The 24,565-nt window shown below is 64.8% G+C and carries 21 protein-coding genes; 10 read left to right on the forward strand and 11 right to left on the reverse strand.

The annotated features are described in order from the left end of the window. Positions 1-3 precede the first annotated feature (3 nt). The 5 genes from cysW to F8237_RS20175 all read left to right on the forward strand — a co-directional run bounded on the left by cysW (position 4) and on the right by F8237_RS20175 (position 4,585). Entirely contained in the window at positions 4-915 is a 912-nt protein-coding gene (cysW, locus tag F8237_RS20155; RefSeq protein WP_151647275.1) for a sulfate ABC transporter permease subunit CysW, read from the forward strand. After that, positions 905-1,942 (forward strand): sulfate/molybdate ABC transporter ATP-binding protein, encoded by a 1,038-nt coding sequence (locus F8237_RS20160; protein ID WP_151647277.1) that lies wholly within the window; start codon positions 905-907, stop codon positions 1,940-1,942. Before cysW ends, F8237_RS20160 begins: the two co-directional genes overlap by 11 nt. Positions 1,943-2,031: 89 nt before the next feature. Beyond that, complete coding sequence (locus F8237_RS20165; RefSeq protein WP_041748040.1) at positions 2,032-2,538, forward strand: CAP domain-containing protein; 507 nt, start codon at positions 2,032-2,034, stop codon at positions 2,536-2,538. Between the two features lie 78 nt (positions 2,539-2,616). After that, entirely contained in the window at positions 2,617-3,795 is a 1,179-nt protein-coding gene (locus F8237_RS20170; RefSeq protein ID WP_151647279.1) for a DUF3734 domain-containing protein, read from the forward strand. A 1-nt stretch (position 3,796) separates the two neighbouring features. Beyond that, positions 3,797-4,585: a 3-hydroxybutyrate dehydrogenase gene (locus F8237_RS20175; RefSeq protein ID WP_151647281.1), complete on the forward strand. Its 789-nt coding sequence runs from the start codon at positions 3,797-3,799 to the stop codon at positions 4,583-4,585. 121 nt (positions 4,586-4,706) lie between these two features. Here the strand turns inward: F8237_RS20175 and F8237_RS20185 are convergent, their stop codons facing one another. The 3 genes from F8237_RS20185 to F8237_RS20195 form a co-directional block, all read right to left on the reverse strand. Further along, positions 4,707-5,531, reverse strand: coding sequence for a sulfite exporter TauE/SafE family protein (locus tag F8237_RS20185; RefSeq protein ID WP_151647283.1), 825 nt, complete (start codon positions 5,529-5,531; stop codon positions 4,707-4,709). A gap of 184 nt (positions 5,532-5,715) precedes the next feature. Continuing rightward, on the reverse strand, positions 5,716-7,083 hold the full coding sequence (locus F8237_RS20190) for a flippase (protein ID WP_374761609.1): 1,368 nt from the start codon (positions 7,081-7,083) through the stop codon (positions 5,716-5,718). A gap of 243 nt (positions 7,084-7,326) precedes the next feature. Further along, complete coding sequence (locus F8237_RS20195; protein ID WP_151647287.1) at positions 7,327-8,166, reverse strand: protein-disulfide reductase DsbD domain-containing protein; 840 nt, start codon at positions 8,164-8,166, stop codon at positions 7,327-7,329. Positions 8,167-8,308: 142 nt separating this feature from the next. Between F8237_RS20195 and F8237_RS20200 the strand changes: the two genes are divergently transcribed. Next, the gene (locus F8237_RS20200; protein WP_151647289.1) at positions 8,309-8,953 is read left to right on the forward strand and encodes a YqgE/AlgH family protein; all 645 of its coding nucleotides are present in this window, start codon (positions 8,309-8,311) and stop codon (positions 8,951-8,953) included. 156 nt (positions 8,954-9,109) lie between these two features. Here F8237_RS20200 and F8237_RS20205 read toward each other — a convergent pair whose 3' ends face one another. Both F8237_RS20205 and F8237_RS20210 read right to left on the reverse strand, forming a co-directional pair. After that, positions 9,110-9,997, reverse strand: a complete 888-nt coding sequence (locus F8237_RS20205) for a TauD/TfdA dioxygenase family protein (protein WP_151647291.1) — start codon at positions 9,995-9,997, stop codon at positions 9,110-9,112. A 97-nt stretch (positions 9,998-10,094) separates the two neighbouring features. Further along, the gene (locus F8237_RS20210; RefSeq protein ID WP_162006140.1) at positions 10,095-10,874 is read right to left on the reverse strand and encodes an SDR family NAD(P)-dependent oxidoreductase; all 780 of its coding nucleotides are present in this window, start codon (positions 10,872-10,874) and stop codon (positions 10,095-10,097) included. A gap of 100 nt (positions 10,875-10,974) precedes the next feature. Here F8237_RS20210 and F8237_RS20215 point away from each other — a divergent pair, with 100 nt between their 5' ends. Then, on the forward strand, positions 10,975-11,712 hold the full coding sequence (locus F8237_RS20215) for an SDR family NAD(P)-dependent oxidoreductase (RefSeq protein ID WP_014439686.1): 738 nt from the start codon (positions 10,975-10,977) through the stop codon (positions 11,710-11,712). 60 nt (positions 11,713-11,772) lie between these two features. Then, the gene (locus F8237_RS20220; protein WP_151647293.1) at positions 11,773-12,141 is read left to right on the forward strand and encodes a CsbD family protein; all 369 of its coding nucleotides are present in this window, start codon (positions 11,773-11,775) and stop codon (positions 12,139-12,141) included. Between the two features lie 165 nt (positions 12,142-12,306). On the opposite strand, the gene F8237_RS20225 is transcribed toward F8237_RS20220, so the two are convergent. The 4 genes from F8237_RS20225 to F8237_RS20240 all read right to left on the reverse strand — a co-directional run bounded on the left by F8237_RS20225 (position 12,307) and on the right by F8237_RS20240 (position 18,099). After that, positions 12,307-14,013, reverse strand: coding sequence for a DUF459 domain-containing protein (locus F8237_RS20225; protein WP_151647295.1), 1,707 nt, complete (start codon positions 14,011-14,013; stop codon positions 12,307-12,309). 149 nt (positions 14,014-14,162) lie between these two features. Beyond that, on the reverse strand, positions 14,163-15,560 hold the full coding sequence (locus F8237_RS20230; RefSeq protein WP_201280136.1) for a lytic murein transglycosylase: 1,398 nt from the start codon (positions 15,558-15,560) through the stop codon (positions 14,163-14,165). 359 nt (positions 15,561-15,919) lie between these two features. Further along, complete coding sequence (locus F8237_RS20235; RefSeq protein WP_151647297.1) at positions 15,920-16,210, reverse strand: hypothetical protein; 291 nt, start codon at positions 16,208-16,210, stop codon at positions 15,920-15,922. A gap of 35 nt (positions 16,211-16,245) precedes the next feature. Then, positions 16,246-18,099 (reverse strand): hypothetical protein, encoded by a 1,854-nt coding sequence (locus F8237_RS20240; protein ID WP_151647299.1) that lies wholly within the window; start codon positions 18,097-18,099, stop codon positions 16,246-16,248. 280 nt (positions 18,100-18,379) lie between these two features. On the opposite strand from F8237_RS20240, the gene galU reads away from it, so the two are divergent. Further along, positions 18,380-19,255 carry a UTP--glucose-1-phosphate uridylyltransferase GalU gene (gene galU, locus F8237_RS20245; protein ID WP_151647301.1) on the forward strand — a complete coding sequence of 292 codons (876 nt, stop codon included), beginning with the start codon at positions 18,380-18,382 and terminating at the stop codon, positions 19,253-19,255. Between the two features lie 195 nt (positions 19,256-19,450). Here galU and F8237_RS20255 read toward each other — a convergent pair whose 3' ends face one another. Then, positions 19,451-20,947 (reverse strand): sensor domain-containing diguanylate cyclase, encoded by a 1,497-nt coding sequence (locus F8237_RS20255; RefSeq protein ID WP_151647303.1) that lies wholly within the window; start codon positions 20,945-20,947, stop codon positions 19,451-19,453. A 156-nt stretch (positions 20,948-21,103) separates the two neighbouring features. Between F8237_RS20255 and F8237_RS20260 the strand changes: the two genes are divergently transcribed. After that, complete coding sequence (locus F8237_RS20260; RefSeq protein WP_162006141.1) at positions 21,104-21,367, forward strand: DUF7662 domain-containing protein; 264 nt, start codon at positions 21,104-21,106, stop codon at positions 21,365-21,367. 184 nt (positions 21,368-21,551) lie between these two features. Here F8237_RS20260 and F8237_RS20265 read toward each other — a convergent pair whose 3' ends face one another. Beyond that, a complete protein-coding gene (locus F8237_RS20265) occupies positions 21,552-24,428 on the reverse strand; it encodes an EAL domain-containing protein (RefSeq protein WP_162006142.1) in 2,877 nt (958 codons plus the stop codon). Positions 24,429-24,565: the final 137 nt, after the last annotated feature.

Below are 24,565 nucleotides of genomic sequence, written 5' to 3' on the forward strand. Positions count from 1 at the left end.
GCCATGGCGATGCAGATCGCAGATTCGGTTTCGCTCTCGCCATCGGAGGCGAAGGCGCGTGCGCATGCCGCAGCCGCGCGGGACAACCTTCGCACGGAGCCGAGGGCGGTGCGCATCGTCATCATCGCGCTGGCGATGATCTTCCTCTCCGTCTTCGTCGTGCTGCCGCTCGTCGTGGTGTTCGCGCAGGCGCTCTCGAAGGGATTCCTCGCCTATATCTCCGCGCTGGCCGATCCGGAGGCGTTGTCCGCGATCAAGCTGACGCTGCTGGTGGCGGCGATCTCGGTCGGCCTCAATCTGGTGTTCGGCCTCGTCGCCTCTTGGGCCATCACCAAGTTCGAATTTCCCGGCAAGACCTTCCTGATCACGCTGATCGACCTGCCGTTCTCGGTGAGCCCGGTGATCTCGGGCCTCGTCTTCGTGCTGCTGTTCGGCGCGCAGGGCTATTTCGGCGGCTGGCTTCGGGATCACGACATCCAGATCCTGTTCGCGGTGCTCGGCATCGCGCTCGCCACCACCTTCGTGACCTTCCCCTTCGTGGCCCGCGCGCTGATCCCCTTGATGCAGGAGCAGGGCACGCAGGAGGAGGAAGCGGGGATCTCGCTCGGCGCCTCCGGCCTGCAGACCTTCTTTCGCGTCACGCTGCCCAACATCAAATGGGGCGTGCTCTACGGCGTCCTGCTCTGCAATGCGCGTGCGATGGGCGAGTTCGGCGCCGTGTCGGTCGTCTCCGGCCACATCCGCGGCGAGACCAACACCATGCCGCTGCTGGTCGAGATTCTCTACAACGAATACCAGTTCGTCGCCGCCTTCGCGATCGCCTCGCTGCTGGCGATGCTGGCGCTGATCACCCTGATTGCCAAAACCATTCTCGAACGTCACCTCGACGAAGGACAAGACGTCAATGACCATTGAAGTCAGGAATCTCGTCAAGAAGTTCGGCAGCTTCGCAGCCCTCGACGGCGTCGACCTCAAGGTCAATGACGGCGAGCTGCTGGCGTTGCTCGGACCCTCGGGCTCCGGCAAGACCACGCTGCTTCGGATCATCGCCGGGCTCGACTGGCCCGATGCCGGCGAGGTCTCCTTCAACGGCGAGGACGCGCTGGCGCAAGGCGCGCGCGAACGCCATGTCGGTTTCGTGTTCCAGCACTACGCGCTGTTCCGCCACATGACTGTGTTCGAGAACGTCGCCTTCGGCCTGCGCGTGCAACCGCGCGCGATCCGCAAGGACGAGGCGACGATCCGCGCGCGCGTCAAGGAGCTGCTCGATCTCGTGCAGCTCGACTGGCTCGCCGACCGCTATCCGAGCCAGCTCTCCGGCGGCCAGCGCCAGCGCATCGCGCTTGCCCGCGCGCTCGCGATCGAGCCGCGCATCCTGCTGCTCGACGAGCCGTTCGGCGCGCTCGACGCCAAGGTGCGCAAGGAGCTGCGCAAATGGCTGCGCTCGCTGCATCATGAGATCAACGTCACCTCGATCTTCGTCACCCACGACCAGGAGGAGGCGCTGGAAGTCGCCAACCGCGTCGTGGTGATGGACAAGGGCAGGATCGAGCAGATCGGCTCGCCCGACGACGTCTATGAGACTCCGGCCTCCGCCTTCGTGCATGGCTTCATCGGTGAATCCATCGAGCTGCCGGTCCAGATTGCCGACGGCGTTGTGCGGCTCGGTGACCGGCCGCTCCGGCTCGCGGCGGACGGTCTTGCGCCTGGCGCGTCAAGGCTGTTCGTGCGGCGACACGACATGCTCATTGGCCCGCCCGGCAGCGGCGCCTTCGAGGGCGCCGTGCGGCATGTCCGGAACTTTGGCCCGGTGCAGCGGGCCGAGGTGGCACTCTCGGGCGGCGAGACCATCGAGATCGACGCCCCGCGCGACAGGGAATTGCGTGCCGGCGACACGGTTGGCCTCGAGCCCCGCCGCTACCGGATATTTGCGGGCGTCTGACGCCCCGCGGAAGGTCAATTTTTCCTCAAAATTCACCTTTCAGCCACGGTTGGTATGCAACAACGGCCCTTCCTTTGGGGGCCCGATTCATGCGCGCTGCGGCCGCGATACTCATTGCTTTGCTTCTCGCCGGCTGTGCCGGCAATGAGGCACCGATCCAGCAGCAGCCGTCGATGTATGCCGACATGGCGGTCCCGGGCACCAAGCTCGATGCCCAGGCGGCCGCGATCATGATTTCGCAATACCGCCAGAACAACGCCCTCGGCACCGTGGTGATCGATCCCGACCTGATGCGGCTCGCCGAATCCCAGTCCAATGCCATGGCGGCGGCCAACAAGATGGACCATGACGTCCGTGCGCCGCTGGCCAAGCGCCTCGCCGCCGGCGGATATCCCGCGACCGTGGCGGTCGAGAACATCTCGGCCGGCTATCATACGCTGGCGGAAGCGTTTTCCGGCTGGCGCGACTCGCCGCCCCACCGGGCCAACATGCTCAAGGGCGGTGTCACAAAATTGGGCATCGCGGCGAGCTATGCTCCGGGCACCAAATACAAGGTGTTCTGGACCATGATCCTGGCCTCGACGGACCCCCGATAAGCCAGACTTGATCCCGGGATGCATTGACGCCGCGGCGATCAGTCGCCACGGTCGCTCGTCATCTGCTATTGTTCCCGAATGACCGATCACACCAATCCGGAATCCGCCAGCGTCCCCGCGAATGCGCAACGTGTGCTGGTGTTGCAGGGTGGCGGTGCGCTCGGCTCCTATCAAGCGGGCGCCTATCAGTCGCTGTGCGGCTACGGCTTCGAGCCGGAATGGGTCGCCGGCATTTCGATCGGCGCTGTCAACGCCGCGATCATTGCCGGCAACGAAGGCCAGACCCGCGTCAAGCGGCTCAAGGAATTCTGGGAGATGGTCTCGGCACCGGTGCCGTGGAAGCCGATCGGCAAGGGCGACCATAGCCGCGAGCTGTTCAACTCGACCAGCGCGGCGCTGATCGCGACCTTCGGCGTGCCCGGCTTCTTCACGCCGCGCGTCCCGCCCGCGCCGCTCTGGCCGCCCGGCAGCCCGCAGGCCGGGAGCTATTACGACACCTCGCCGCTGAAGAAGACGCTGGAGCGGCTGGTCGATTTCGATCGCATCAACGATCTGAAGACGCGCCTGTCGGTCGGCGCCGTCGGCGTCACCTCCGGCAACTTCAAATATTTCGACAATTACGAGTTCAAGAAGCTCGGCAAGACCATCGGCCCCGAGCATATCATGGCCTCCGGCGCGCTGCCGCCGGGCTTTCCGTCCGTCGTGATCGACGGCGAGCACTACTGGGACGGCGGCATCGCCTCCAATACCCCGCTCGACTATGTGCTCGATGCCGAGGTCGATCGCGACATGCTGATCTTCCAGGTTGACCTGTTCAGTGCGCGGGGCGACCTGCCGAATTCGCTGCTCGAGGCCACCGAGCGCGAGAAGGACATCCGCTTCTCCAGCCGGACGCGGATGAACACCGACAAGAACAAGCAGCTGCACAACGCCCGCAGGGCCGTGCGCGACCTGATTTCCAAATTGCCCGATTATCTGAAGAACGACCCTTCCGTGGAGTTCCTGGCGAAGGTATGGCGTGAAAGCACCGTCACCGTGGTGCATCTGATCTACCGCAGCAAGAACTACGAATCCTCGTCCAAGGATTACGACTTCTCGCACGTCGCCATGGTCGAGCATTGGGAAGCCGGCGTGCACGACGTGCATCTGTCGATGCGCCACAAGGATTGGCTCGAGCGGCCGCAGTCCGGCGAGACCATGGTGACCTACGATCTCACGGGGGACGTCACCGCGGCCCCGCCAAAAAGGAGCGAATGATATGGGTAGTCTGTCAGGCAAGAACGCCGTCGTGACCGGATCGACAAGCGGCATCGGGCTTGCTTATGCGCGCGGCTTCGCCGGCGCCGGCGCCAATGTCGTCATCAACGGCTTCGGCTCGCCGGAGGACATCGAGAAGGAGCGCGCCAAGATCGAGTCCGATTTCGGCGTCAAGGCGGTCTACTCGCCCGCCGACATGACCAAGCCGGCGGAGATCGCCGAGATGATCGCACTCGGTGAGAAGAGCTTCGGTTCGGTCGACATTCTCGTCAACAATGCCGGCATCCAGTTCGTCTCGCCGATCGAGGAATTCCCGATCGAGAAGTGGGACCAGATCATCGCGATCAACCTGTCCTCGGCTTTCCACGCCATTCGCGCGGCCGTGCCCGGCATGAAGAAGAAGGGCTGGGGCCGCATCATCAACACGGCGTCGGCGCACTCGCTGGTGGCCTCGCCCTTCAAGTCGGCCTATGTGTCGGCCAAGCACGGCATCGCCGGCCTGACCAAGACCGTGGCGCTGGAAGTCGCGACCCACAAGATCACCTGCAACTGCATCAGCCCCGGCTATGTCTGGACGCCGCTGGTCGAGAAGCAGATCCCCGACACGATGAAGGCGCGCAATCTGACGCGCGAGCAGGTCATCAACGACGTGCTGCTCGACGCCCAGCCGACCAAGGAATTCGTCACCTCCGAGCAGGTCGCAGCCCTTGCGCTGTTCCTCTGCGGCGACGATGCCGCCCAGATCACCGGCAGCAACCTCTCGATCGACGGCGGCTGGACCGCGGAGTAAGCAAGCGATGCCGTAGGGTGGGCAAAGGCGCGTCAGCGCCGTGCCCACCATCACCCTCAATTGAAAAAGTGGTGGGCACGCTTCGCTTTGCCCACCCTACGATTCCGTCGCTCGGTCGGGCCTAATGCGTCCAGGCCAGCGCCGTCACGATCGCGGACGACAAATTCAATTCCGCGAACATGATCTTGCCGGCGACTGTGACGAGGACGCAGGCAAGCGCCACGCGTAGCACCGGCTCCGGTACGCGCGTCGCGCTGAAGCTGCCGACGATGATGCCAGGCAGCGAGCCCAGCAGCAGCACGCCCATCAGGGCCCAATCGACGTCGCCAAGCGCCCAGTGCCCGACGCCCGCCACCAGCGTCAGCGGCACCGCATGCGCGATATCGGAGCCGACGATGGTCGCCATCGGCAGGCGCGGGTAGAGCAACAGCAGCACGGTGACGCCGACCGCGCCGGCGCCGACCGATGAAATCGATACCAGCACGCCGAGCACGATGCCGGTGAAGACGGTCGCGATCGCGGTGGTGCGCGCGTCGACCCGCTCGAGGCGTTTCCTGTAACGCTCCATGATCGACTTGCGGAAGATCAGCGAGGTCGCGGTCAGGAGCAGCGCAAAGCACAGCACGACGTTGACGAGGTTGCGCTCGGAATCGCCCCTGAGGTCGAGCTTCCACAACACGAGCAGGGTCAGCCCGCTCGCCGGAATGCTGCCGCACGCCAGCCGCAGCACCGCCCGCCAGTGCACGCTGCGCGACCAGCCATGCACGACGCTGCCGCCGGTCTTGGTCGCGGCGGCATAGAGCAGGTCGGTTCCGACAGCGGTGGCGGGGTGGATGCCGAACAGCAGGATCAGGAGCGGCGTCATCAATGAGCCGCCACCCACGCCGGTCATCCCGACAAGCAGGCCGACGCCAAACCCCGAGGCGACGTAAAGCGGATCGATCATCTTGCGAAAAGTGTAGGTTTATCCAGCCGGTTGAGCAATACGACGTGGAATAAACTTTCCCCAAAGTGGACCTTCCGGACCAAATAAGAGAAATCATACTACCAGAGGGAGTTTCGCAGTCATTCTGACCCGTTCACGACGGGCTCGCGAAATCGATTATTCTTTCAGGGAGCGGGGGTGAGGCCTACTTGCCAAACGCCAGCACGTGCAGGCCGAGCCGCTGCCGCACGATCCAGAACAGCAGGACCGTCTCGAAGCTGAGCGAGATCGAGGTCGCGGCCGCGGCGCCGTGGCCGCCGTAGCGCGGCACCAGCGCGATGCAGAGCACGACGTTCATCACGAAGGCCAGCGCGTAGGCCAGCGCGCAGATCTTCTGCTGGCCGAGCATGTTGAGCAGGCGCTCAACGGGCCCGATCGCGGAGCGGACCACGAGGCCGATCGCGGCGACGAACATGATGTCGTAGCCGACCGTGAATTGCGGTCCGAACAGCCAGAGCAGCGGCTTGCCGAACGCGAGCAGCACGATGGTCGCCGCCAGCGACGGCCAGAACGTCCAGCTGATGGCGTGCGCGACATAGGCCGACAGGCGGGCCTTGTCGCCGCTCGCGTTGTATTCGGCGAAGCGGTGCGCCGTGGTCGCAGACATCGCGTAGTGGATGAACGAGACCAGCGCCAGCGTCTTCACCACCGCGAAGTAGACGCCGACTTCGTCGGAGGGGCGGAAGCGCTGGAGCACCAGCACGTCGGTGTAGGACAGCAGCAGGTAGAAGCTCTCCACCAGCAGGATCGGCAGCGAGACGGCGAGCCAGCCGCCGACGTCGTAGGCCTTGGGGCCCGGCGCGATGTGATCGGCCAGCTTGCGGTTCAGCACCACCATCTGTCCAGTCATCGCGATCCAGACCGCGCCGGCGCTGGCAACCATCGCGGCGATTGCGCCGATATGGTAGCCGAGCATGAAGGCGCCGGCTGTGATGCCGATGATCAGCGCCTGGCGGATGATGAATTGCGGCATTAATCCGAGCTGCATCCAGTCATGCGAGCGCGCGATGCCGTCCTGGGTGTTGGCGACGACGAAGGCCGGCAGCGTCATGCAGCCGATATAGAGCGGCAGCACCTCGGCCGGATCGAGCCAGGGCGACGCCAGCTTGACGATGCAGGCAAGCCCGAGCGACACCAGCGCGGAGGCGGCAAAGGTGAGCCAGCGGCTGCCGGAGAGGAAGCCGCGCAGCAGCGCATGCTCGCCGCTGGTGCGGTATTCCGGAATGATTTTTTGCGCGGACGCCGAGATGCCGAAATCCAGCATGCTGCCGAGCAGGAGCACCCAGGTCCAGACATAGACATAGATGCCGTAGTCGGACGTTCCCATCCAGCGCGCCAGCAGCACCTGCGAGAAATAGGCAAGGCCCGCGCTGATCACGCGGATGATGAAGATGGTGCCGGCCAGCCGCCGCGTCAGCGACGCTTCGCTCGATCCGCCTGTCAGCCTGCCGCGCAGCCGCGCGATCAGCCGGGCCGGTCCGGTCGTAGCGGGTTCTGCATCCATCACGGCCAATTCGAACGACCCCCGGGCGTTCCGCGTGTTGCGGCAGGGTCCGAACTAGCAACGATTCGTTAAGATTCGGTTGGGTGAACGCGGTGCCGCCTCACCCTCCGCTATCGTCCCCGCGAACGCGGGGACCCATAAACACAGGGAGAAGTCGTAGCGCGAGCTGGCCACTCCGAGTCTTCGCGAAACCACTTGCTGTGGCTATGGGTCCCGGGCTCGCGCTGCGCGCCCCGGGACGACAGCTCGAACTCAATCCAGGCTCGTATTGAACTCGTACGACTTCTCCGCCCCCACCAGCGTGAACTTCAATGCCGCGCCGTCGGACTTGGCGCCCGGCGGCAGCCCATCGAGCTCGAAGGAGAATCGTTTCACGCCCGGCGGGCTATGCTCGACCGGCGCCGGGATCGGCAGCGACCAATCGGGGGTCGGCCCTTCCACGTACAAATTGACATTGCGGCTATCAGGTACAACCACGTCCACGACCACATTCCTGGGCCCGTCACGCTTGACGTCGCGGATGGTCAGCGGGTTGGGATCACCGATCGTGGCCGGCTTCGGCACGGTATCGAGCGCTGCACGCAGATTGGCGTCCTCGGTCGAGGCGACACTGTTGAAGCCGAGCTCGGCATTGGCCTCGACGGGGATGCAGAGTTTTTCGCAGACCGCATAGTTGATCTCGGCGCGCAGCGTCACCGGCTTGTCGGCGGCCTTGGCGACGATGCGCAGCGGCAGCACGACCTGGTCGTGATAGCCGATCGAATGGCCACCCGCGCCGTCGTCGAATTTCTGCGGCGCCGGCCACATGATTGTCACCGCCTCGACATTGTCCGACTTCGAGAAGTCGAACCGCGGCGGAACGCCGGAATCGCCGGGGTTGCGCCAGTAGGTCTTCCATCCGGGCTGGATCTGGAAAGCGATGCCGCCAAGCAAGACTGCGCCGCTCCGCGACCCCGCGAGCAACCGCACAGCGGAATGTCCGTCACGTTGCCACGGCGAGGCGTCGTCGGCGCGGGCTGCAAGCGCCAGTGATGACGCGAGCAAGATTGTCGCGACGCCAATCGCCGCACGCCTGGGAACTCTTGTCAGCATGGCACGTCTTTACAGGGTCGCCACGGGGCAAGCCATTGAAATGCTTGTGATGGATGCACTTGATTCATGTCCCTGCAAGCCTTGATTTGACAGCGGGCCGGCCCGACATCAGGATAGGAATTGAAACCGGAGTGCTTCACCGATGGCTCCCACAGGCAAGAGAACGGGCGAAAGCACCCGCGGCGCGAGTCTCGCGCCGCCCGGTTCGGCCGATTACCTCGACGGCCGGCTTTTGATCGCGATGCCCGTGATGGGCGACGAGCGCTTCGAGCGCTCGGTGATCTATCTCTGCGCCCATTCCGCCGAGGGGGCGATGGGCATCATCGTCAACCATCCGGCCGGCAGCATCGACTTCCCCGAGCTCCTGCAGCAGCTCGGCATCATCAAGAAGGGCGAGCATATCAGGCTGCCCGAGAATGCCGAAAGCATGAAGGTACTCCGCGGTGGCCCTGTCGATACCGGGCGCGGCTTCGTGCTGCATTCCAGCGATTTCTACATCGAGAACGCGACGCTCCGGATCGACGACGGCGTCTGCCTTACCGCGACCGTCGACATCCTGCGCGCGATCGCCAACGGCTCCGGTCCCAAGCATGCCATCCTCGCGCTCGGCTATGCCGGCTGGGCGCCGGGCCAACTCGAGACCGAGATCCAGAGCAACGGCTGGCTGCATTGCGATGCGGATGCGGATCTGATCTTTGGCGACGACGTCGACGAGAAATACGGTCGCGCACTCCGCAAGATCGGCATCGACCCCGGCATGCTCTCGAACGAGGCGGGGCACGCGTAGCTCCATTCTCCGCCGTTTTGGTTCGACCCACCGCTGTCATGCCCCGGCTTGACCGGGGCATCCAGTACGCCGCAACGCATCGGCACTTTCACAATCGCCTCGGCGTACTGGATCGCCCGGTCAAGCCGGGCGATGACACCAGTTGCTGAGCAGCGCCTACTCCGCCGCCTGCTGCTGCACCGTTGGCTCCGTCCCCGCGACCGTTGCGCGGCGCATGTCGCGGGGCTGGGACTGGTCGTAGCGGCGGACGCGGTGCATGGTCTGGCGGTTGTCCCACATCACGAGGTCATGCAGTTTCCATTTGTGGACGTAGACGAATTCCGGCTGCGTGGCGTGCTCGTTGAGGTCGCGCAGCAGCAGCCGGCCCTCCGGCACGCTCATGCTGACGATCTTGCCGGCATGCGATGACAGATACAGCGACTTGCGGCGATGTACCGGATGGGTGCGCACCAGCCGCTGCAGCACCGGCTTGAACATCTGCTTCTCGTCGTCGGTGTATTCGGTGAAGCCGAGCGATCCCCGCGAATACATCAGCGAGTGCTCGCAGACGAGGTCGTCGATCTCCGCTTTGGTCTCGTCGTCGAGCGCGTCATAGGCGGCGCGCATGTCGGCGAATTCGGTGTTGCCGCCCTTTGGGTTCACCACGCGCGCTGACAGCAGCGAGAATTTTGCCGGGATGGGACGGAACGAGCTGTCGGAATGCCACAGGCAGTTGCCGAGATTGAACAGATGCGTGCGGCTGTCCTTCGCCAGCGGCTTGCCGTCCTTGCCGAGATTGGACACGTCGTTGAGGCCCGACTGGAGCCGGTAGTCCTGCGCCTTGGTCACAGTGCCGCCGCGCGCGTCCTCGCGTTGACCGAAATTCAGCGCAAAGGCCATCTGCTGCTCGTCGGTGATGTCCTGGTCGTGGAAGACGAGCACCGCGTATGTGTCCATGGCGGCCTCGACCTCGCGGGCCTCCGCCTCGGTGAGCGGCTTGCGCAAATCGAGACCGGAGACCTCGCCGACGAAATGTTTTTGAAGCTGCCGGATGGCGATCGTCATGGTGTTCCTCCCGCGAACCGTGAGCGGTTGGTCCCGCTCTCTTGAAGAAAAAGCTACTCCCGCTTCGGCAGATGTCAACGCTCGGCGCGCATGGCTCTCACGCGTTGCGCGCCATCAGGCCGCCGTCCACCGGGATCACCGCGCCGGTCAGGAAGGATGCGGCCGGCAGGCACAGGCTCAGCGTCATGTGTGCGACTTCCTCGGGATCGCCGTAGCGGCCGAGTGCGGTGCGGCGCTTGGCATAGATGGTCTTGTGCTCCTCCGAGATGCGGTCGGTGATCGCGGTGCAGATCGGCCCCGGGCAGATGCAGTTGACGGTGATGCCCTCGCGGCCGAGCTCCACCGCGAGCGAGCGGGTGAGGCTGGCGACGCCGCCCTTCGCCGCCGAATAGGGGCTGTGCAACGCGGTGGCGCCGAGCGCTTCGGTCGAGGCGATGTTGACGATGCGCGGGCTCGTCGATTTGCGCAGATGCGGCAGCGCCGCGCCGATGATGCGCGGATGCGCCGTCAGCATCACCGCGATGCCCCTGGCCCAGGCGTCCTCGTAGGCTTCGTCGTCGATCGCGACGCGGACGGAGATGCCTGCATTGTTGACGATGATATCGAGCCCGCCGAAATGCGACGCCACATCGCCGACGACACGCTTGATCTCGCCGCCGTCGGCGACGTCGAGTTTCCAGGCCTTCGCCGAACCGCCGCTCGCCGCGATCTCTCTGGCGACGGATAGCGCGCCTTGCTCGTCGTAATCAGTCACGGCGACGTTCGCGCCTTCGCTTGCGAACACGCGCGCAGTCGCACGCCCCATGCCGCTGGCTGCGCCGGTGATGAGAACGGTCAGGCCCTTCACGGACCGGCTGAGCTGCTTGAAGTCGGACATGCTGTTTCCTCGCGGCGTGCTTGTTTTTTGTTATGAGATTGACGAGGCTGGCATCGATCCGCAGACAGGTCAAACAAGCAAGACAAAAGGGGAGGCCGCGATGGCGAACGAGCTGGATTTTTCGGGCAGGCAGGTGCTGGTCGTCGGAGGGTCCAGCGGCATCGGCAACGGCATCGCACAAGCCTTTCGCGCGCGGGGCGCGGCTGTTGCGGTCTGCGGCACGCGTGCTCACGCAACGGAATATTCGCCGGAGGAGGGCTCCGATCTCACCGGTCTTTCTTACGCGCAACTCGATGTCAGCGATGCCGGCGCGATCGAAGCCTTCAAGCCGTCGTTCGATCGTCTCGATGTGCTCGTGCTCGCGCAGGGCGCGGTGCTCTACCGCCGCGGTGAGTTCGAGATGGCCGGTTTTCGCAAGGTCGTCGAGGTCAATCTGATGAGCCTGATGGCTTGCGCCACGCGATTCCATTCCATGTTGCGGGATTCCAGGGGCGCGCTGATCATGGTGTCGTCGACCGCGGCCTATCACTCCACCATGGGCAATCCGGCCTACAATGCATCGAAGACCGGCGCGGTCGGATTGACGCGGACCCTGGGCGAGGCCTGGGCCGAGGATGGCATCCGGGTCAACGGCATTGCGCCCGGCCTCGTCGACACCAAGATGACGAAGGTGACGACCGACAATCCCAAGCGGCTCGAAGGCGCGCTGGCGCGCATTCCGTTGCGGCGATTGGGCACGCCGGCCGACATGGCGGGCGCGGCCCTGTTCCTGGCGTCGCCGCTGTCGTCCTACATCATCGGCCAGACACTGGTCGTCGACGGCGGACTCATTCTTTAGACGATTGGAACCGTGCCGCTCCTGATCGGTTACTTCGGCAGACCCCCGAGGAGGAGCAGCATGGACAAGGATCGAATCATCGGATCAGCCAAGGAGTTCGCCGGACGCGCCGAAGGCGCTGTCGGTGATCTCGCGGGCGATGCGCAGACACAGGCATCGGGCAAGGCGCGCGAGGCCGCCGGCACCGTGCAGAATCTCTACGGCCAGGCCAAGGATGCCGTGCGTGACGCTGGCGAAACGGCGGCCAGCTACGCCAAGGACGCTTACGACAAGCCCGCCGAAACCCTACGCGACGGTTCGCAGGCGATTGCCCAGAAGGTGCAGGACAATCCGCTTGGCTCGCTCCTGATCGCCGGAGGCATCGGCTTCGCGCTCGCGCTGCTGATGTCGCGCCCCGTCCGCCGCCCGCCGCCGCGCTGGCGCTACTAGGGCTGGTAGCCGTCAACACGCACTCGTGCCCCGGACGCGCTGCAGCGCTCAAGCGCTGCCGCGCAGATCCGGGGCTCATTCTTTTTTGAGTGCGGCAAATTCTCGGTCCGGGCTCGGCGTCGCATCACCAAGAGGTGCTGCGACGCGTCCAGGACACGACATCGATTACCGGATGACTTCCGCCGATCGCCCGACGTTACCCGGCGGTCGGGGGATCGCAGGATTTTGAGCTGGATTGCGCGGTCCTGGTGCGGGCGCTAGCTGACGCGGCGCTGGAGCGGGCTGCGGAGAGCCGAAGCCAAAGAAATCGCGAATGGACGGCGTGGATTGCGCAGGCTGCTGCGGCGTCGCCGGCTTCTTCGGCGCGAGCTTCGGCGGCGCGATCGCCGCGGCGGCGCCCGGCGTGCCGGGAGTGCCGGTACCACCGTCAGGCGTCGTCGCCGCCATCGGCGTATCACCCTTGGCCTGCTCGCGGCCGACTTCCCGGCGCGGCCAGGAATAATCGTCGGCGCGGCCCGCGGGTGCCGCCAGCGGCTCGCCCTTCACCAATGTCTTGACGGCAAGCGCATCGACGGCGGCGGGACGTGTGCCCGGTCCGCCCAGCAATTGATCGGTCGAAATCGACGCCGCAACCAGCGGCACGATCGGGCCCGCCAGCGGCCGCGGCGCGGGCTTGCCTGGTTCGGCGCTGGTGTCGGGCGTCGCCGGCTCGCTCGGCAGCGCGATCGGGCCGGAGCGTCCTGCGAGCAGGCGCGTGATCTCGCGCTCGACATAGTGGGCGAGCTTGCGCGCGCCGGGCTTGGTGAAATAGACGCCGTCATAGCTGCGGAGCTGACGGATCTGGCCTTCGAAGTCCGGACCTTTCTGCAGGAAGCGGCCGGCCTCGTCGACAAAGCCGTCCCAGACGTCGACATAGGTGATGCCGGCCTTGGCCGCGCCTTCGCGATAGAGCGAATCCAGGAACAGCATGTCCGCGGTGCCCTTGGGACCGCGAATCGCGGGCAGCCCGACCCAGAGCACCGGGACGCCCTTGCTCTTGAGGACGTTGGCCAGTTCCTCGATCTTCTTGCCGTAGAGCTCGACCCAGCGATCATCACGGAATTCGTAGAGGCCGTTCGGGTTGCGCGCCGTCTTTTCGGGCGCGGCCGCAGGTGTGTCGGCGTTGTCGGCATCGTCCTGCGGCAGGTCGGCATCGGCCGGCTTGTCGTCCGGCTTGGCCGCAGTATCGCCGGGCTTGGCATCGCCCGGCTTGGCCGGCGGTTTTGCGCGCGCGCCCTTGTCGTTCTTCTTGTCCTTGTCCGAAGTCTTATCGGACTTGTCCGCTACGGGCTCGCGGATCGAGATGCGATCGTTGAGGCCGAGCATGACGACGATGATTTCGGGCTTCTCGGTCTCGAGGATGCCCTTCGCAGCGGCCGCCCAATCCGAGGGCTCGCCCTTCGGCTGGTACTTGATCAGGCCGGACGTGGTCTTGTGCTTGCGGATCACGCCCATGTCGGGCTGCTCGGTGTAGGCGTCTTCCAGGCCGTAGGCGAGCCAGTCGGCCATGGCGTCGCCGATCACCAGCACGTTCTTGTCGGGGATGGTGTCGCGCTTGGCGGGCGCCGGCGCGCGCGAAAAATCCTGGCGCGGCGCCTGCGGCTGCTGCTGCTGGAATGGCGCGAAGAAGTCGCCGCCGAACCATCCCCCGTCGCGTCCGCCGCCCCGCTGCGGCGGAGCCGAGCGCTGCGGCGGGCCGCCGAAGCCGGGGAAGTTGAAGAACTGCGCCGAGGCGGGTCCTGCGATGGAGACCAATATCGCGAGCGCCGTCCCCAGCGCGATCAGCGGGCCGGTCTCGGTCAGCGCCTTGAAAAAGGATTTTGGCTTCGACATGCGATCTCGGGCGCGCGCAACGGGGTCTGGAATTTGCTCAATATAATAACGGAATCGGGCCGCAAACGGGCAAATTCTCTGGCTGATTCTTGGGGCAATACACCGGGGATCGGCCAAAATCCCGCTTCAGGGTTACTTTCGGCACGACTTTACCGGCCGCGGAGCCGTTCCAGCGCGTCGGAGGAGGCAAATCCGTCGGCTGGCACGCCGATCGAGGCCTGGAAGTTCCGCAGGGCCTCCCGGGTCTGGCCGCCGAACTGGCCGTCCGGGGTGCCCTTGTAGAAGCCGCGCTGGGCCAGCAGCTGCTGGAGTTCCAGCCGCTCGGTGCGGGACAGCTCCCGTTCCTGCCGCGGCCAGGGCTGCACGAAGGGCTGCCCCCCGCGCAGGCGGTCGGCGAAATGGCCGATCGCCAGCGCATAGGCCTCGGCCGGGTTGTACTTCATGATGACGCGGTAGTTCTGGAGCATCAGGAAGCCCGGCCCCTGCGCGCCCGCCGGCGCCAGCAGATAGGCTTTTTCCGCCGGATGCGGGAAGGGTTGGCCCGCCGGGCGCTTGAGCCCGAGCTTCTCCCACTGCGCCATCGTCATTGCCTTGGCGCGATCGGCCAGCATGTAGTTGAATCCCTGGGGCACAACGACCTCGTAGCCCCAGGTCTGGCCGGCCTGCCAGCCGTCCTTCTTCAAATTGTTGGCGGTCGAGGCGATCAGGTCGGTGGGATTGTCGACGACGTCGCGGCGTCCGTCGCCATCGCCGTCCACGGCAAAGCGCTTGAATGCGGTCGGCATGAACTGGGTTGGGCCGAAGGCGCCGGCCCAGGAGCCGCGCATCTGTTCAGGCCTGAGATCACCGCGGTTGAGGATCTCGAGGCCCGAGAGGAATTCGTCCTTGAAATAGGCTTGGCGGCGCCCGATGCAGGCGAGCGTCGCGGTCGATTGCAGCACGTTGCGGTCGCCCATCTGCGTCGAGTAATTGGACTCGATGCCCCAGATCGAGGCGATGATGAAGCGATCGACGCCATAGGCCTTTTCGGTGGCGTCGAACTGCGCCTTGTATTTGGCGAGCACCTCGCGGCCCTTGGCGAGGCGGTTGTCGTTCACGAGGATGTCGAGATAGTCCCAGATCGACTTGGTGAACTCCGGCTGCGAATCCATGAGATCCATGATGCGCAGGTCGGGTGACAGCCCGGTCGTGAAGCGCTGGAAATTCTCCTGGGTGATGCCGCGCCGTGCGGCATCGGGCCACATGCCCGCGACGCAATTGCCAAAATTGCCGGCGGCCTCGCGGATCGCGGCCGCCGTCATCAGCGGATGGCCGGAGGCGCCGTCCTCGCCGCTCCAGGGCTGAACTCCCGTTTGAGCACCGCCGGGGCCAGGCGGAGCTTGTGGGGGCGTGGGGTTCGAGCCGGAGAAGATACCGCCGAACAGGTTCGACAGGCCGTTCTGCGCCTGGGCGTGTGCGCAAGCCGGCAGCAGCAAAGCGGCCGCAATCATCGCTCCGCCGGTCACTGATCGAGCGCGTCTTGCCAGTCCTGCCAATGATTGCGCCATGTCCCACCTGTCCGGCCGAAAATCCGCCATCAGGAGGCCCGGTACCGGTTGCCAATAGCTTAACAAAGGTGAAATTTTAGTGGCGGCTTTTTCTTCACTCTGCGTGGCGAGGCCGCACATCCGCCTTTGTCAGCGGCTGCAAATTGTTTGGCGAGCGCCATTGTCCAGCCGTGGGAAATCGACTGGTGCTGCGATCGAGACGGAGTCCGCCAGTCTCGCGCATTGATGCGGCGTCTGCACTGCTGGTGAATGCGCCGGCAAGATGTCGAATTGGCAGCATCATGGAGAAGTAGCCAGAGGGCTGAGCGTCATCCGGCTTCTCGATCACCGGCCCGTTTTGGGGGGGCCGGTCTCGGCCTCTATTGCGGACAGCCTTGCTTGACCCAGCATCCGAAGGTGTTGACCCAGGCGGCCGACCAAGGCTGCTCGCCGGAGCCCGGCGGCGGCATCGCTTGGCTCGACACCTCGTTGTAGATCTTGTGCGCCCAGATCTTCACCGAATTGTAGCTGCTCAGGTCGAGCTGGTTGTTGGTGACCTGCTTCATGTGCGCGACATCCGTCGGGGTAAACATTTTCTGGATGTCGTTGGTCCAGGTCACGGCGGTCGGACAGTTCATTGCGTCGAAGAACGCATGATTATGGGTAGCCATGAGATGCGCGCCTTTCTACGGTTGAGTGAACCCGTTTATTTGCTGAGCAATCGGTTGCGCCGTACGTTGGTCAGACCCTTGGATGTTTCCGCTGCCGGCACTTCGGGCAGCGTGACCGAACCGCGGGCGAGGATCACGCTGAAGTCGCCCGCACTGCCGGCCGGATTCTGTCCCTGGCTGCCGTGGCAACCCATGCAGCCTCCCATGTTGTAGAACTTGCCGGCGTAATGGCTGTTCTTGTGCGGGGTGCCGTCTGCATTCCATTCGGTGCTGATGTTGGGAGACAGGCCGCCGGCAAAGAGCTGGAGGGAGCGATTGGTTTCGACGACGATGTTGGCCTGGTAGTAGCTCGAGGGCGCCGGGTTCGTCGCGGTGTAGGGCGGTTGCGCGGTATAGAGCGACCCGTTCGGAAGATTGGGATTCGGGATCTTGTCGTAGGGAAAGTACTGGACGTTGACGAGCTTGTAGTAGAGCTGCGGCGCTGTGACGATGTTGTTCTGCTTCAGATAGGCGGCAATCGCCGCGTGGGCCTGCGTGTTGGCCGCGATCACATAGGACGGGATCGCATTGTCACGCTTGTCGACGCAGATGTTGCCGTCACTCGGCTGGTTGTTCGGCGGCGGGAACGTGGCGTTGCGATAATAGAGCTGGCTGCCGGGCGAGCCGCAATAGTTCGGCGTTTGCGCCGGTTTGCAGGTCGCAGGGTCGGAGGTCAGGATCACCGATCCGAGCGCGCTGGTGACTTCCATCTGCGGCGGTGGAGTGCTCGGCGGCTGCGGATCGACCAGGCAGGTTTGCGGCGTCGTCGCCGTTGCCGGCGCGGGCTGGATGATGTTGCCCTCCGCGTCCTCGACCGGCTTGCCGGCGGCCGTCAGGATGTTGTCGGCCTGTTCGAACGTTGCGTAGATGAAGTACGGCGCTGACGGCGTCTTCTGGATGATATGCAGCGCGACGAGGCCCCAGGTCGCGTCGCGATAGCATGGGCTGCCGGAGCCGTTCTCGTAGAACCGCACCACCTGTCGCAGGAATCGCCCCGACGCGATTTCGCTGCTGTTGAGAGGCCGCCAGCCGGCTTTGACCTCGACCGTCCCGTTGGGAAGGCTGACCAGCGTCGTGCTGCCCGCGGGCGGGCTCGCGCTGTTCTTGGCCAGATAGGCCTTCGTCGCGGTCACGACGTCAGATGGAATCTGGCTCCACCATTGGTTCATGAAATTGTTGGGGTCGCTGTTGCCCGCGACGTAGACATATTGAGTCCGGTTCGCCTTGGCGAGAAAGCGGATCAATTGCGGCGACGAATTGCCTTGCGAACTCGACGGATTGACGACGCCCGCATACATGTTGTCCAGCGTGATCTGATCGGTCTCGTCGAGGTTGATCCAGGGCGTCGGATCATTGGCTTGCTTGGCATCGCATGCCGAAACCGGCGCCAGATAATTGTACACCGGCAGTGAATCGTAGCCCCACGACGTGGCGGCGGTCGAACCGGTGTAGCCGTGCGGCGGATTGCCATCGCCGGGGAAGATCTCCGTCTTGGCACGCATGGTCTCCCACACCAGCAGCTTGCAGTCGGGCGAGGGGTCGCCGAACTTGCACGTCGTCGACGGCGTGTCGCGCTGGCCCGGTTGACCGGTTTGCGGACCGGCAGGCCAATTCAGTGCGATGAATTCCTGCCAGGCGAATGCCGATGCCTGTTCCGGCGAAGCCGCCGGTGCGCCGCCGCTGGAAGGCGGGTCTGCGGCAAAGGGCGGATTCAACTCGCTCGGAACCGATGCGCTGACTGTGATGGGCGGGCCGGATTGTCCAGCCGCTTGCCGCACCGATAGATCGGCGACCGCGCCCGTGATGATGAATGTGCAAATGAGAGTGATCGGCCGGCGGTTCCTGGGCATGTCTGCGCTCCGCTGACTTCAAACGAGAAGCGGAGCAGATATCCAAACCGCGAGGAAGTCAATCTTAGATTGTAAAAAATGGACGTTCGATCTTAGAGATGTGATGACGGTCCTTGCGATCGCTATTTTCTGGTGAGGTATCTCAGGTCCGCGTCCCCAGGTCGGCAAAATGTCGCGGCGCGTCCCCGCTCATCACACATCCGCCTTTGTTAGCGGCTGCAAAGTGGTTACGAAGGTGAGATAAATCGTTGGCTACCCATTTGAGGCTTCTGACAATCCCATGAAAATTCGCAAAGCCGTATTCCCCGTCGCCGGCCTCGGCACCCGTGTCCTGCCCGCCACCAAGGCGATGCCGAAGGAAATGCTGACCATCGTCGACAAGCCGTTGATCCAGTACGTCTATGACGAGGCGAGGGAAGCCGGCATCGAGCACTTCATCTTCGTCACCGGCCGCAACAAAAACGTCATCGAAGATCATTTCGACAAGATGTTCGAGCTCGACGCGACGCTCGCCGCGCGCGGTAAGAAGACCGAGCAGGACATCCTGGCGCAGAACCAGCCGGAGGCCGGCGCCGTCAGCTTCACGCGCCAGCAGGCCCCGCTCGGCCTTGGTCACGCCGTCTGGTGCGCGCGCGACATCGTCGGCAACGAGCCGTTCGCGGTCGTGCTGCCCGACGAGCTCGTGCTCAACACCACCGGCTGCCTGAAGCAGATGATCGAGACGGCATCGACGCTCGGTGAAAAATCCAACGTCATTGCGGTCGAGGCGGTGCCCGACCATCTCACCCATCAATACGGCATCTGCGGCGTTGGCAAACGCACCGGCAAGATGTTCGAGGTCGACGGCATGGTCGAGAAGCCGGCCAAGGGCACCGCACCCTCCAACCTTTCGATCACCGGCCGCTACATCCTCCAGCCGGAAATCTTCAAGATCCTCGAGACCCAGGAGCGTGGTGCCGGCGGCGAGATCCAGCTCACCGACGCCATGATCGGGCTTGCCAGGTCGCAGAAATTCTACGGCGTCGAGTTCGAAGGCGAGCGCCATGATTGCGGCTCCAAGCCCGGCTTCCTCCGCGCCAACATCGCCTACGGCTTGAAGCGGCCGGAACTGCGTGACGGGCTGATCGCGGAGATGAAGAAGTATCTGGGGCAGTAGTTGCCACACATTCCGCTGTCGTCCCCGCGAAGGCGGGGACCCATACCGCGTGATCCATCGATCGCGTTTGGGAGCAGTACTGAACGACGAGTCTTCGCCAAACTTTTCCCTGGGGTTATGGGTCCCCGCCTTCGCGGGGACGACACCGAGGCTGTTGCGGATTGCGTCGCGCTCAACCGCAGTGAATAGCAGGCCTCACGCCACCAGCGACAGCTTCGGAAGGCTCGCGACAACGGATTGGTTGCGGCCTCCGGCTTTCGCCGCGTAGAGCGCCTTGTCCGCGGCCGCGACCAGGATCGACCAGTCCATGCCGATCGCGGGAACGAGGCTGGCGATGCCGCAGGAGACCGTCGACGTCGTCTGGTCGTCGGACCAGCCCTGCACCTTGCCGCGGATCGCCTCGGCGACCTTGAAGGCGTCGGTGGCCGAGGTGTTCGGCAGCAGCACGGCGAACTCCTCGCCGCCATAGCGCGCGGCGCAATCGCCGGCGCGGCTCACCGAATCGGAAATGCAGATCGCGATGCCGACCAGCACCTGGTCGCCGGCCTGGTGGCCGAACGTGTCATTGTAGGCCTTGAAGTGATCGGCATCGATCATCAACAGCGCGACCGGCGTCTTCTGGCGAATGGCACGTCGCCACTCGCTGTCGATCACATGGTCGAACTTGCGGCGGTTCTTCAGGCCTGTCAGCGCGTCCGTCGTCGCCATCTCCTCGAGCTTGCTTTCGGCTTCGGCGCGCCGGCTGATCTCGCGCGCCAGCCCGATCGCCGATCCCAGCAGGAACAGCGCGAGCAACAACACCACGGCGCCGATGCGAATGGCCTCCTTCCGCCAGAGCTCGAACACGACGCTCAGCGGCTTTCCGGCCACGACAAACAGCGGTCCGCTGTCGCCGCTGCGCGCATAGAGCCGCGGCGTCGGATCGACCGGACCCTGCCCCGAATAGGAGGCGCCGACCCGGAGATTGTCGGCCTTCCAGGCCTGGCGGTCGTTCAGATTTTTGCCGATGATGTCGAGGTCGAACGGCCGCCGCATCATGATGGTGCGGTCGCGCTTGAGCACGGTGATGGTGTCTTCGGGATCGAGACTCAGACGCTCGAACAATTCGTGGAAATAGCTGAAGCGGATCGAGCCGGCGACGACGCCGAGGAAGCCGCCGTCGGTATCGCTGATGCGCCGGCTGAGCACGATCGAATAGGCGCCGCGGAACAGCATCGGGCGGCTGATGAAGAGCCCGGCGCCCGGATTGTCACGATGAACCCTGAAGTAATCCTCATCGCCCCGGTTCTCCGGCAGGGGATCGAGGCTGGAGGCGTCGATGGTCAGCCTGCCCTCGGCATCGAACACCTGGATGGCGCCGAAATGCCTCGCCGTCGTGGCATGGTCGAACAGGATCAGTTGACGGATCGTCCTGGAGACCGTGTTGATCTCCGGCAGCAGCATGTTGCTGGCGACCGCCTTCAGGGAGAGGTCGTAGATCTCGATGTTGCGGCTGATGTCGGCGTCGATGGAGGTGGCGAGGTTTTCCAGCGTCTGGCGGGCGAGCGCCTCCTCGCCGCGGCGCATGTCCAGCATGATGTTGACGCAAATGGCGGAAAAGCCGATCACCGTCACGACGGACGAGATGATCAACAGCTTCGCCGAAATCCGCCACGGCCGGCGGGCCGTGACGTCACGCCATCCAGACAGCATCGTTTGCTCCCGATCCTAGTGGATGCGCCCGAAATCTTGCGTAGTGTTTAAGCCGGGACGACGCTGCCGCAATGAGTTAAGAAATGGTTTATGCGGCTCCCGGTTTTTGGCAGATCATCCGGCTGGGCGGCTTGGGCTCCGGACGAGAGGACGACGGTGAACGATTACGACGCGTTGCGCGACTATCTGATGCGGCACAAGCAGGCGGAATTCGTGCTGAGCTTCGAGCAGATCGAGGAGATCATCGGCGCGGCCCTGCCGCGCGCGGCCAATCGTGCCTCATGGTGGGACACCTCGCGCAGCCCCGACATCCAGATGCCGCAGCGCGAGGCCTGCCTCGCCGCGGGTTTCAAGGCCATGCGGATGCCGGATGGCCAGACGGTGCGGTTCACCAAGCTGAAGAATGACCGGCGGCGGTAGCGGCGCGCGAAAATCTCTCGCCGTCATCCTGAGGTGCTGGTCCTGCAACGCAGGACGAGCCTCGAAGGACGACAGGCCCGGCTGCATCCCGGCCGTTCATCCTTCGAGGCTCGCCAAGCGCCGCTTCGCGTCGCATGGCGCACGCCTCAGGATGACGGTTTGATATTGCGCGCGAATGGCGAGATCAGCTCGCCGCTTCCAGCCGCACTTCCGTCAGCAGCCGCATCGCGGCATCCGCGTCCATCGGCTCGCCGAAGGCGAAGCCCTGCGCGTATTCGCAGCCCATCTGGTAGAGCTCGACCGCGTCGGAATCGGTCTCGGCGCCTTCGGCCACCACGTCCATGCCGAGGTCGTGCGCGAGCGCGATGATCGACTTCAGGATCACCGGGCGGGTGCCGCGGTTGGTGGTGCGCACGAACGACTGGTCGATCTTGATGGTGTCGAACGGGAAGCGCTGCAGATAGGCCAGCGAGGAATGGCCGGTGCCGAAATCGTCGAGCGACAATCCAGTGCCGAGCTCGCGGATGCGCGTCAGCATCTGCGCCGCGTGCTCCGGATTCTCCATCACCAGCGATTCCGTCAATTCCAGCTTCAGCGTGCCGCGGGCCACCGAGGAGCGCGACAGCACGGTGCGGATGTCGTGGATCAGATCGTGGCGCAGCAATTGCCGCGAGGAGACGTTGACGCTCGCGAAGATCGGCTCGCGCGAGCGCATCGCGCGCTGCCAGATCGAGAGCTGCTTGGCGGTCTGGTCGAGCACGAACATGCCGAGATCGACGATCAGGCCGGTCTCTTCCGCGATGCTGATGAACTCCGACGGCGCCATGCGCCCGAGCTTCGGATGATCCCAGCGCACCAGCGCCTCGAAGCCCGCGACCGAACGATCCTCCAGCCGCACGATCGGCTGGTACAGGGTCGTGAGCTCCTGCCGCTCGATGGCGCGGCGCAGCTCGCTCTCCAGCGTCAGGCGGTCGGTCTTTCGGGCGCGCATGGCGGGCTTGTAGACGTCGATGCGGTCACCGCCGATGCGCTTGGAATGATACATCGCAAGCTCGGCATCCTTGATGATCTCGTCCGTGAGCTGAACTTGCGGATCGGACAGCGCGAGGCCGATCGAGGCGGTGAGAAAGATCTCGCGCTCGTTGAAGGCGATCGGCGCGCGGATGGTCTTGCGGATGGTTTCGGCGAACGCGGTGATGCGGGCGGGGTCCTGCTCCGACAGCAGGATCAGGCCGAACTGGTCGCCGGCGAGCCGCGCCAGCGTATCCTGCGGCTTCAGGATGCGGGTGAGGCGGCGGGCCAGCGTCAGCAGGATGGAATCGCCGACCGCGATGCCGACGGAATCGTTGACCTGCTTGAAGCGATCGAGGTCGATCACCATCAGCGTCGGCCGCAGCGTCGGCATGGTCTTGGCGAAATGGGCGACCGCACCCAGCCGGTCCATGAACAGTTTGCGGTTGGGCAGGCCGGTGAGGTTGTCATGCACGGAATCGTGCAGCAGGCGTTCCTCGGCGTTGCGCAGCTCGGTGACGTCGGTGAGCGTGCCGACCACGCGCGAGACCTCGCCGTCGGAGCCGACCACCGGGCGCGCCTTCAGCGCGAACCACATGAAATGGCCGTCCGGCGTGCGCAGGCGGAAATCCTGCACCAGACGGCCGCGGCGCTGGTCGAGCACGCTGTCGAGCGCGGCGCGGAAGCGGTCCTGGTCGAGCGGGTGCAGCACTTCCAGCCACGATGCGGCCGGGCCTTCCAGCGTGCCGCGCTTGAGGCCGAGCAGGGCTTCGGTCTCGGGGCTGGTGAAGACCTTGTCGGCGGACACGTCCCAGTCCCAGATCAGATCGCCGGAGCCGGCCAGCGCGAGCGCGCGGCGCTCGATGTCGGAGACGATTCCGGTGGTGGCGCCGCCGCCGGCGAAGGCGTGCTGCATCACCGTGAAGCCGATCAGCATCACGATCAGCACGAGGCCGCCGAGCAGCGCAGGGCCGACGATGTCGTTGGTGACGGAACCTGCGACCGTCATGCCGGCCGCGACCACCCAGACCACCAGCAGGAACCAGGTCGGGATCAGCAGCACCGCGCGGTCGAAGCCGTGGGTCGACAGATAGACGATCAGCGCGAAGCCGGCGAAGGCGATCAGCACCAGCGAGATGCGCGCGATGCCGGAGGCGACCGCCGGATCGAACAGGGCCAGCGCCACCAGCGAGCCGAGAAAGGCGAGCCAGCCCACCGTGATGTGGGAGTAGCGCACGTGCCATCGGCTGAGGTTGAGATAGGCGAACAGGAACACAAGCAGCGTCGCGGCCAGGATCGCCTCACCCGCCGCGCGCCAGATGCGCTCGGCGTTGTTCGACATGTCGAGCACCTTGCCCCAGAAGCCGAAATCGACGCCGATATAGACCAGCACCGCCCAAGCCAGCGCCGCGGCGGCCGGGAACATGATGCTGCCCTTGACCACGAACAGAATGGTGAGAACGAGAGCCAGCAGACCGGAGATGCCGATCACGATGCCCTGGTAGAGCGTGAAGGAGTTGACCTTGTCCTTGTAGGCCTCGGGCTCCCACAGATAGAGCTGTGGCAGCTTGTCGGTGCGCAGCTCGGCGACGAAGGTGATGACGGCACCGGGGTCGAGCGTGATGCGGAAGACGTCGGCGGTCGGGCTTTCCTGCCGCTCCGGCCGGTCGCCGGTCGAGGGCGTGATGGTCGCGATGCGCGACAGCCCGAGGTCGGGCCAGAGCAGGCCGGAGGAGACGATGCGGTAATGCGGGGCGACGATCAGGCGGTCGAGCTGGTCGTCGGTGTTGTTGGCGAGCGCGAACACCACCCAGTTCTGGCCGCCTTCGCGGGCGCGCACCTCGATGCGGCGGACGATGCCGTCGGTGCCGGGCGCGGTCGAGACCTGGATGCGGTCGGCATCGCTGCGCTGGTGCTCGAGCACGCCGGTAAGGTCGATCGCGGGCGCGTCACCGCGGACGCTGACGGCGTCGAGCGCGCGCGCGGGGAGCGCGGCGACAACAATCATGAGGCCCAGCGCGATGGGCGCGAGGCACCTGATCAGACGCAAGGTCAGTTCTCCGCGTTCGACGCAAACTTAAAATGCAAGGCGATTTCAGACCGGACGGAAGTGGTTCGGCATCCGGCGATAGATGGCACGAAAGCGTGGAAAATCAAAGGGTTTCCGCCCTGCCGGGTGGGTCAGCG

It is taken from the genome of Bradyrhizobium betae (genome assembly GCF_008932115.1).
GTDB classification, from domain to species: domain Bacteria; phylum Pseudomonadota; class Alphaproteobacteria; order Rhizobiales; family Xanthobacteraceae; genus Bradyrhizobium; species Bradyrhizobium betae.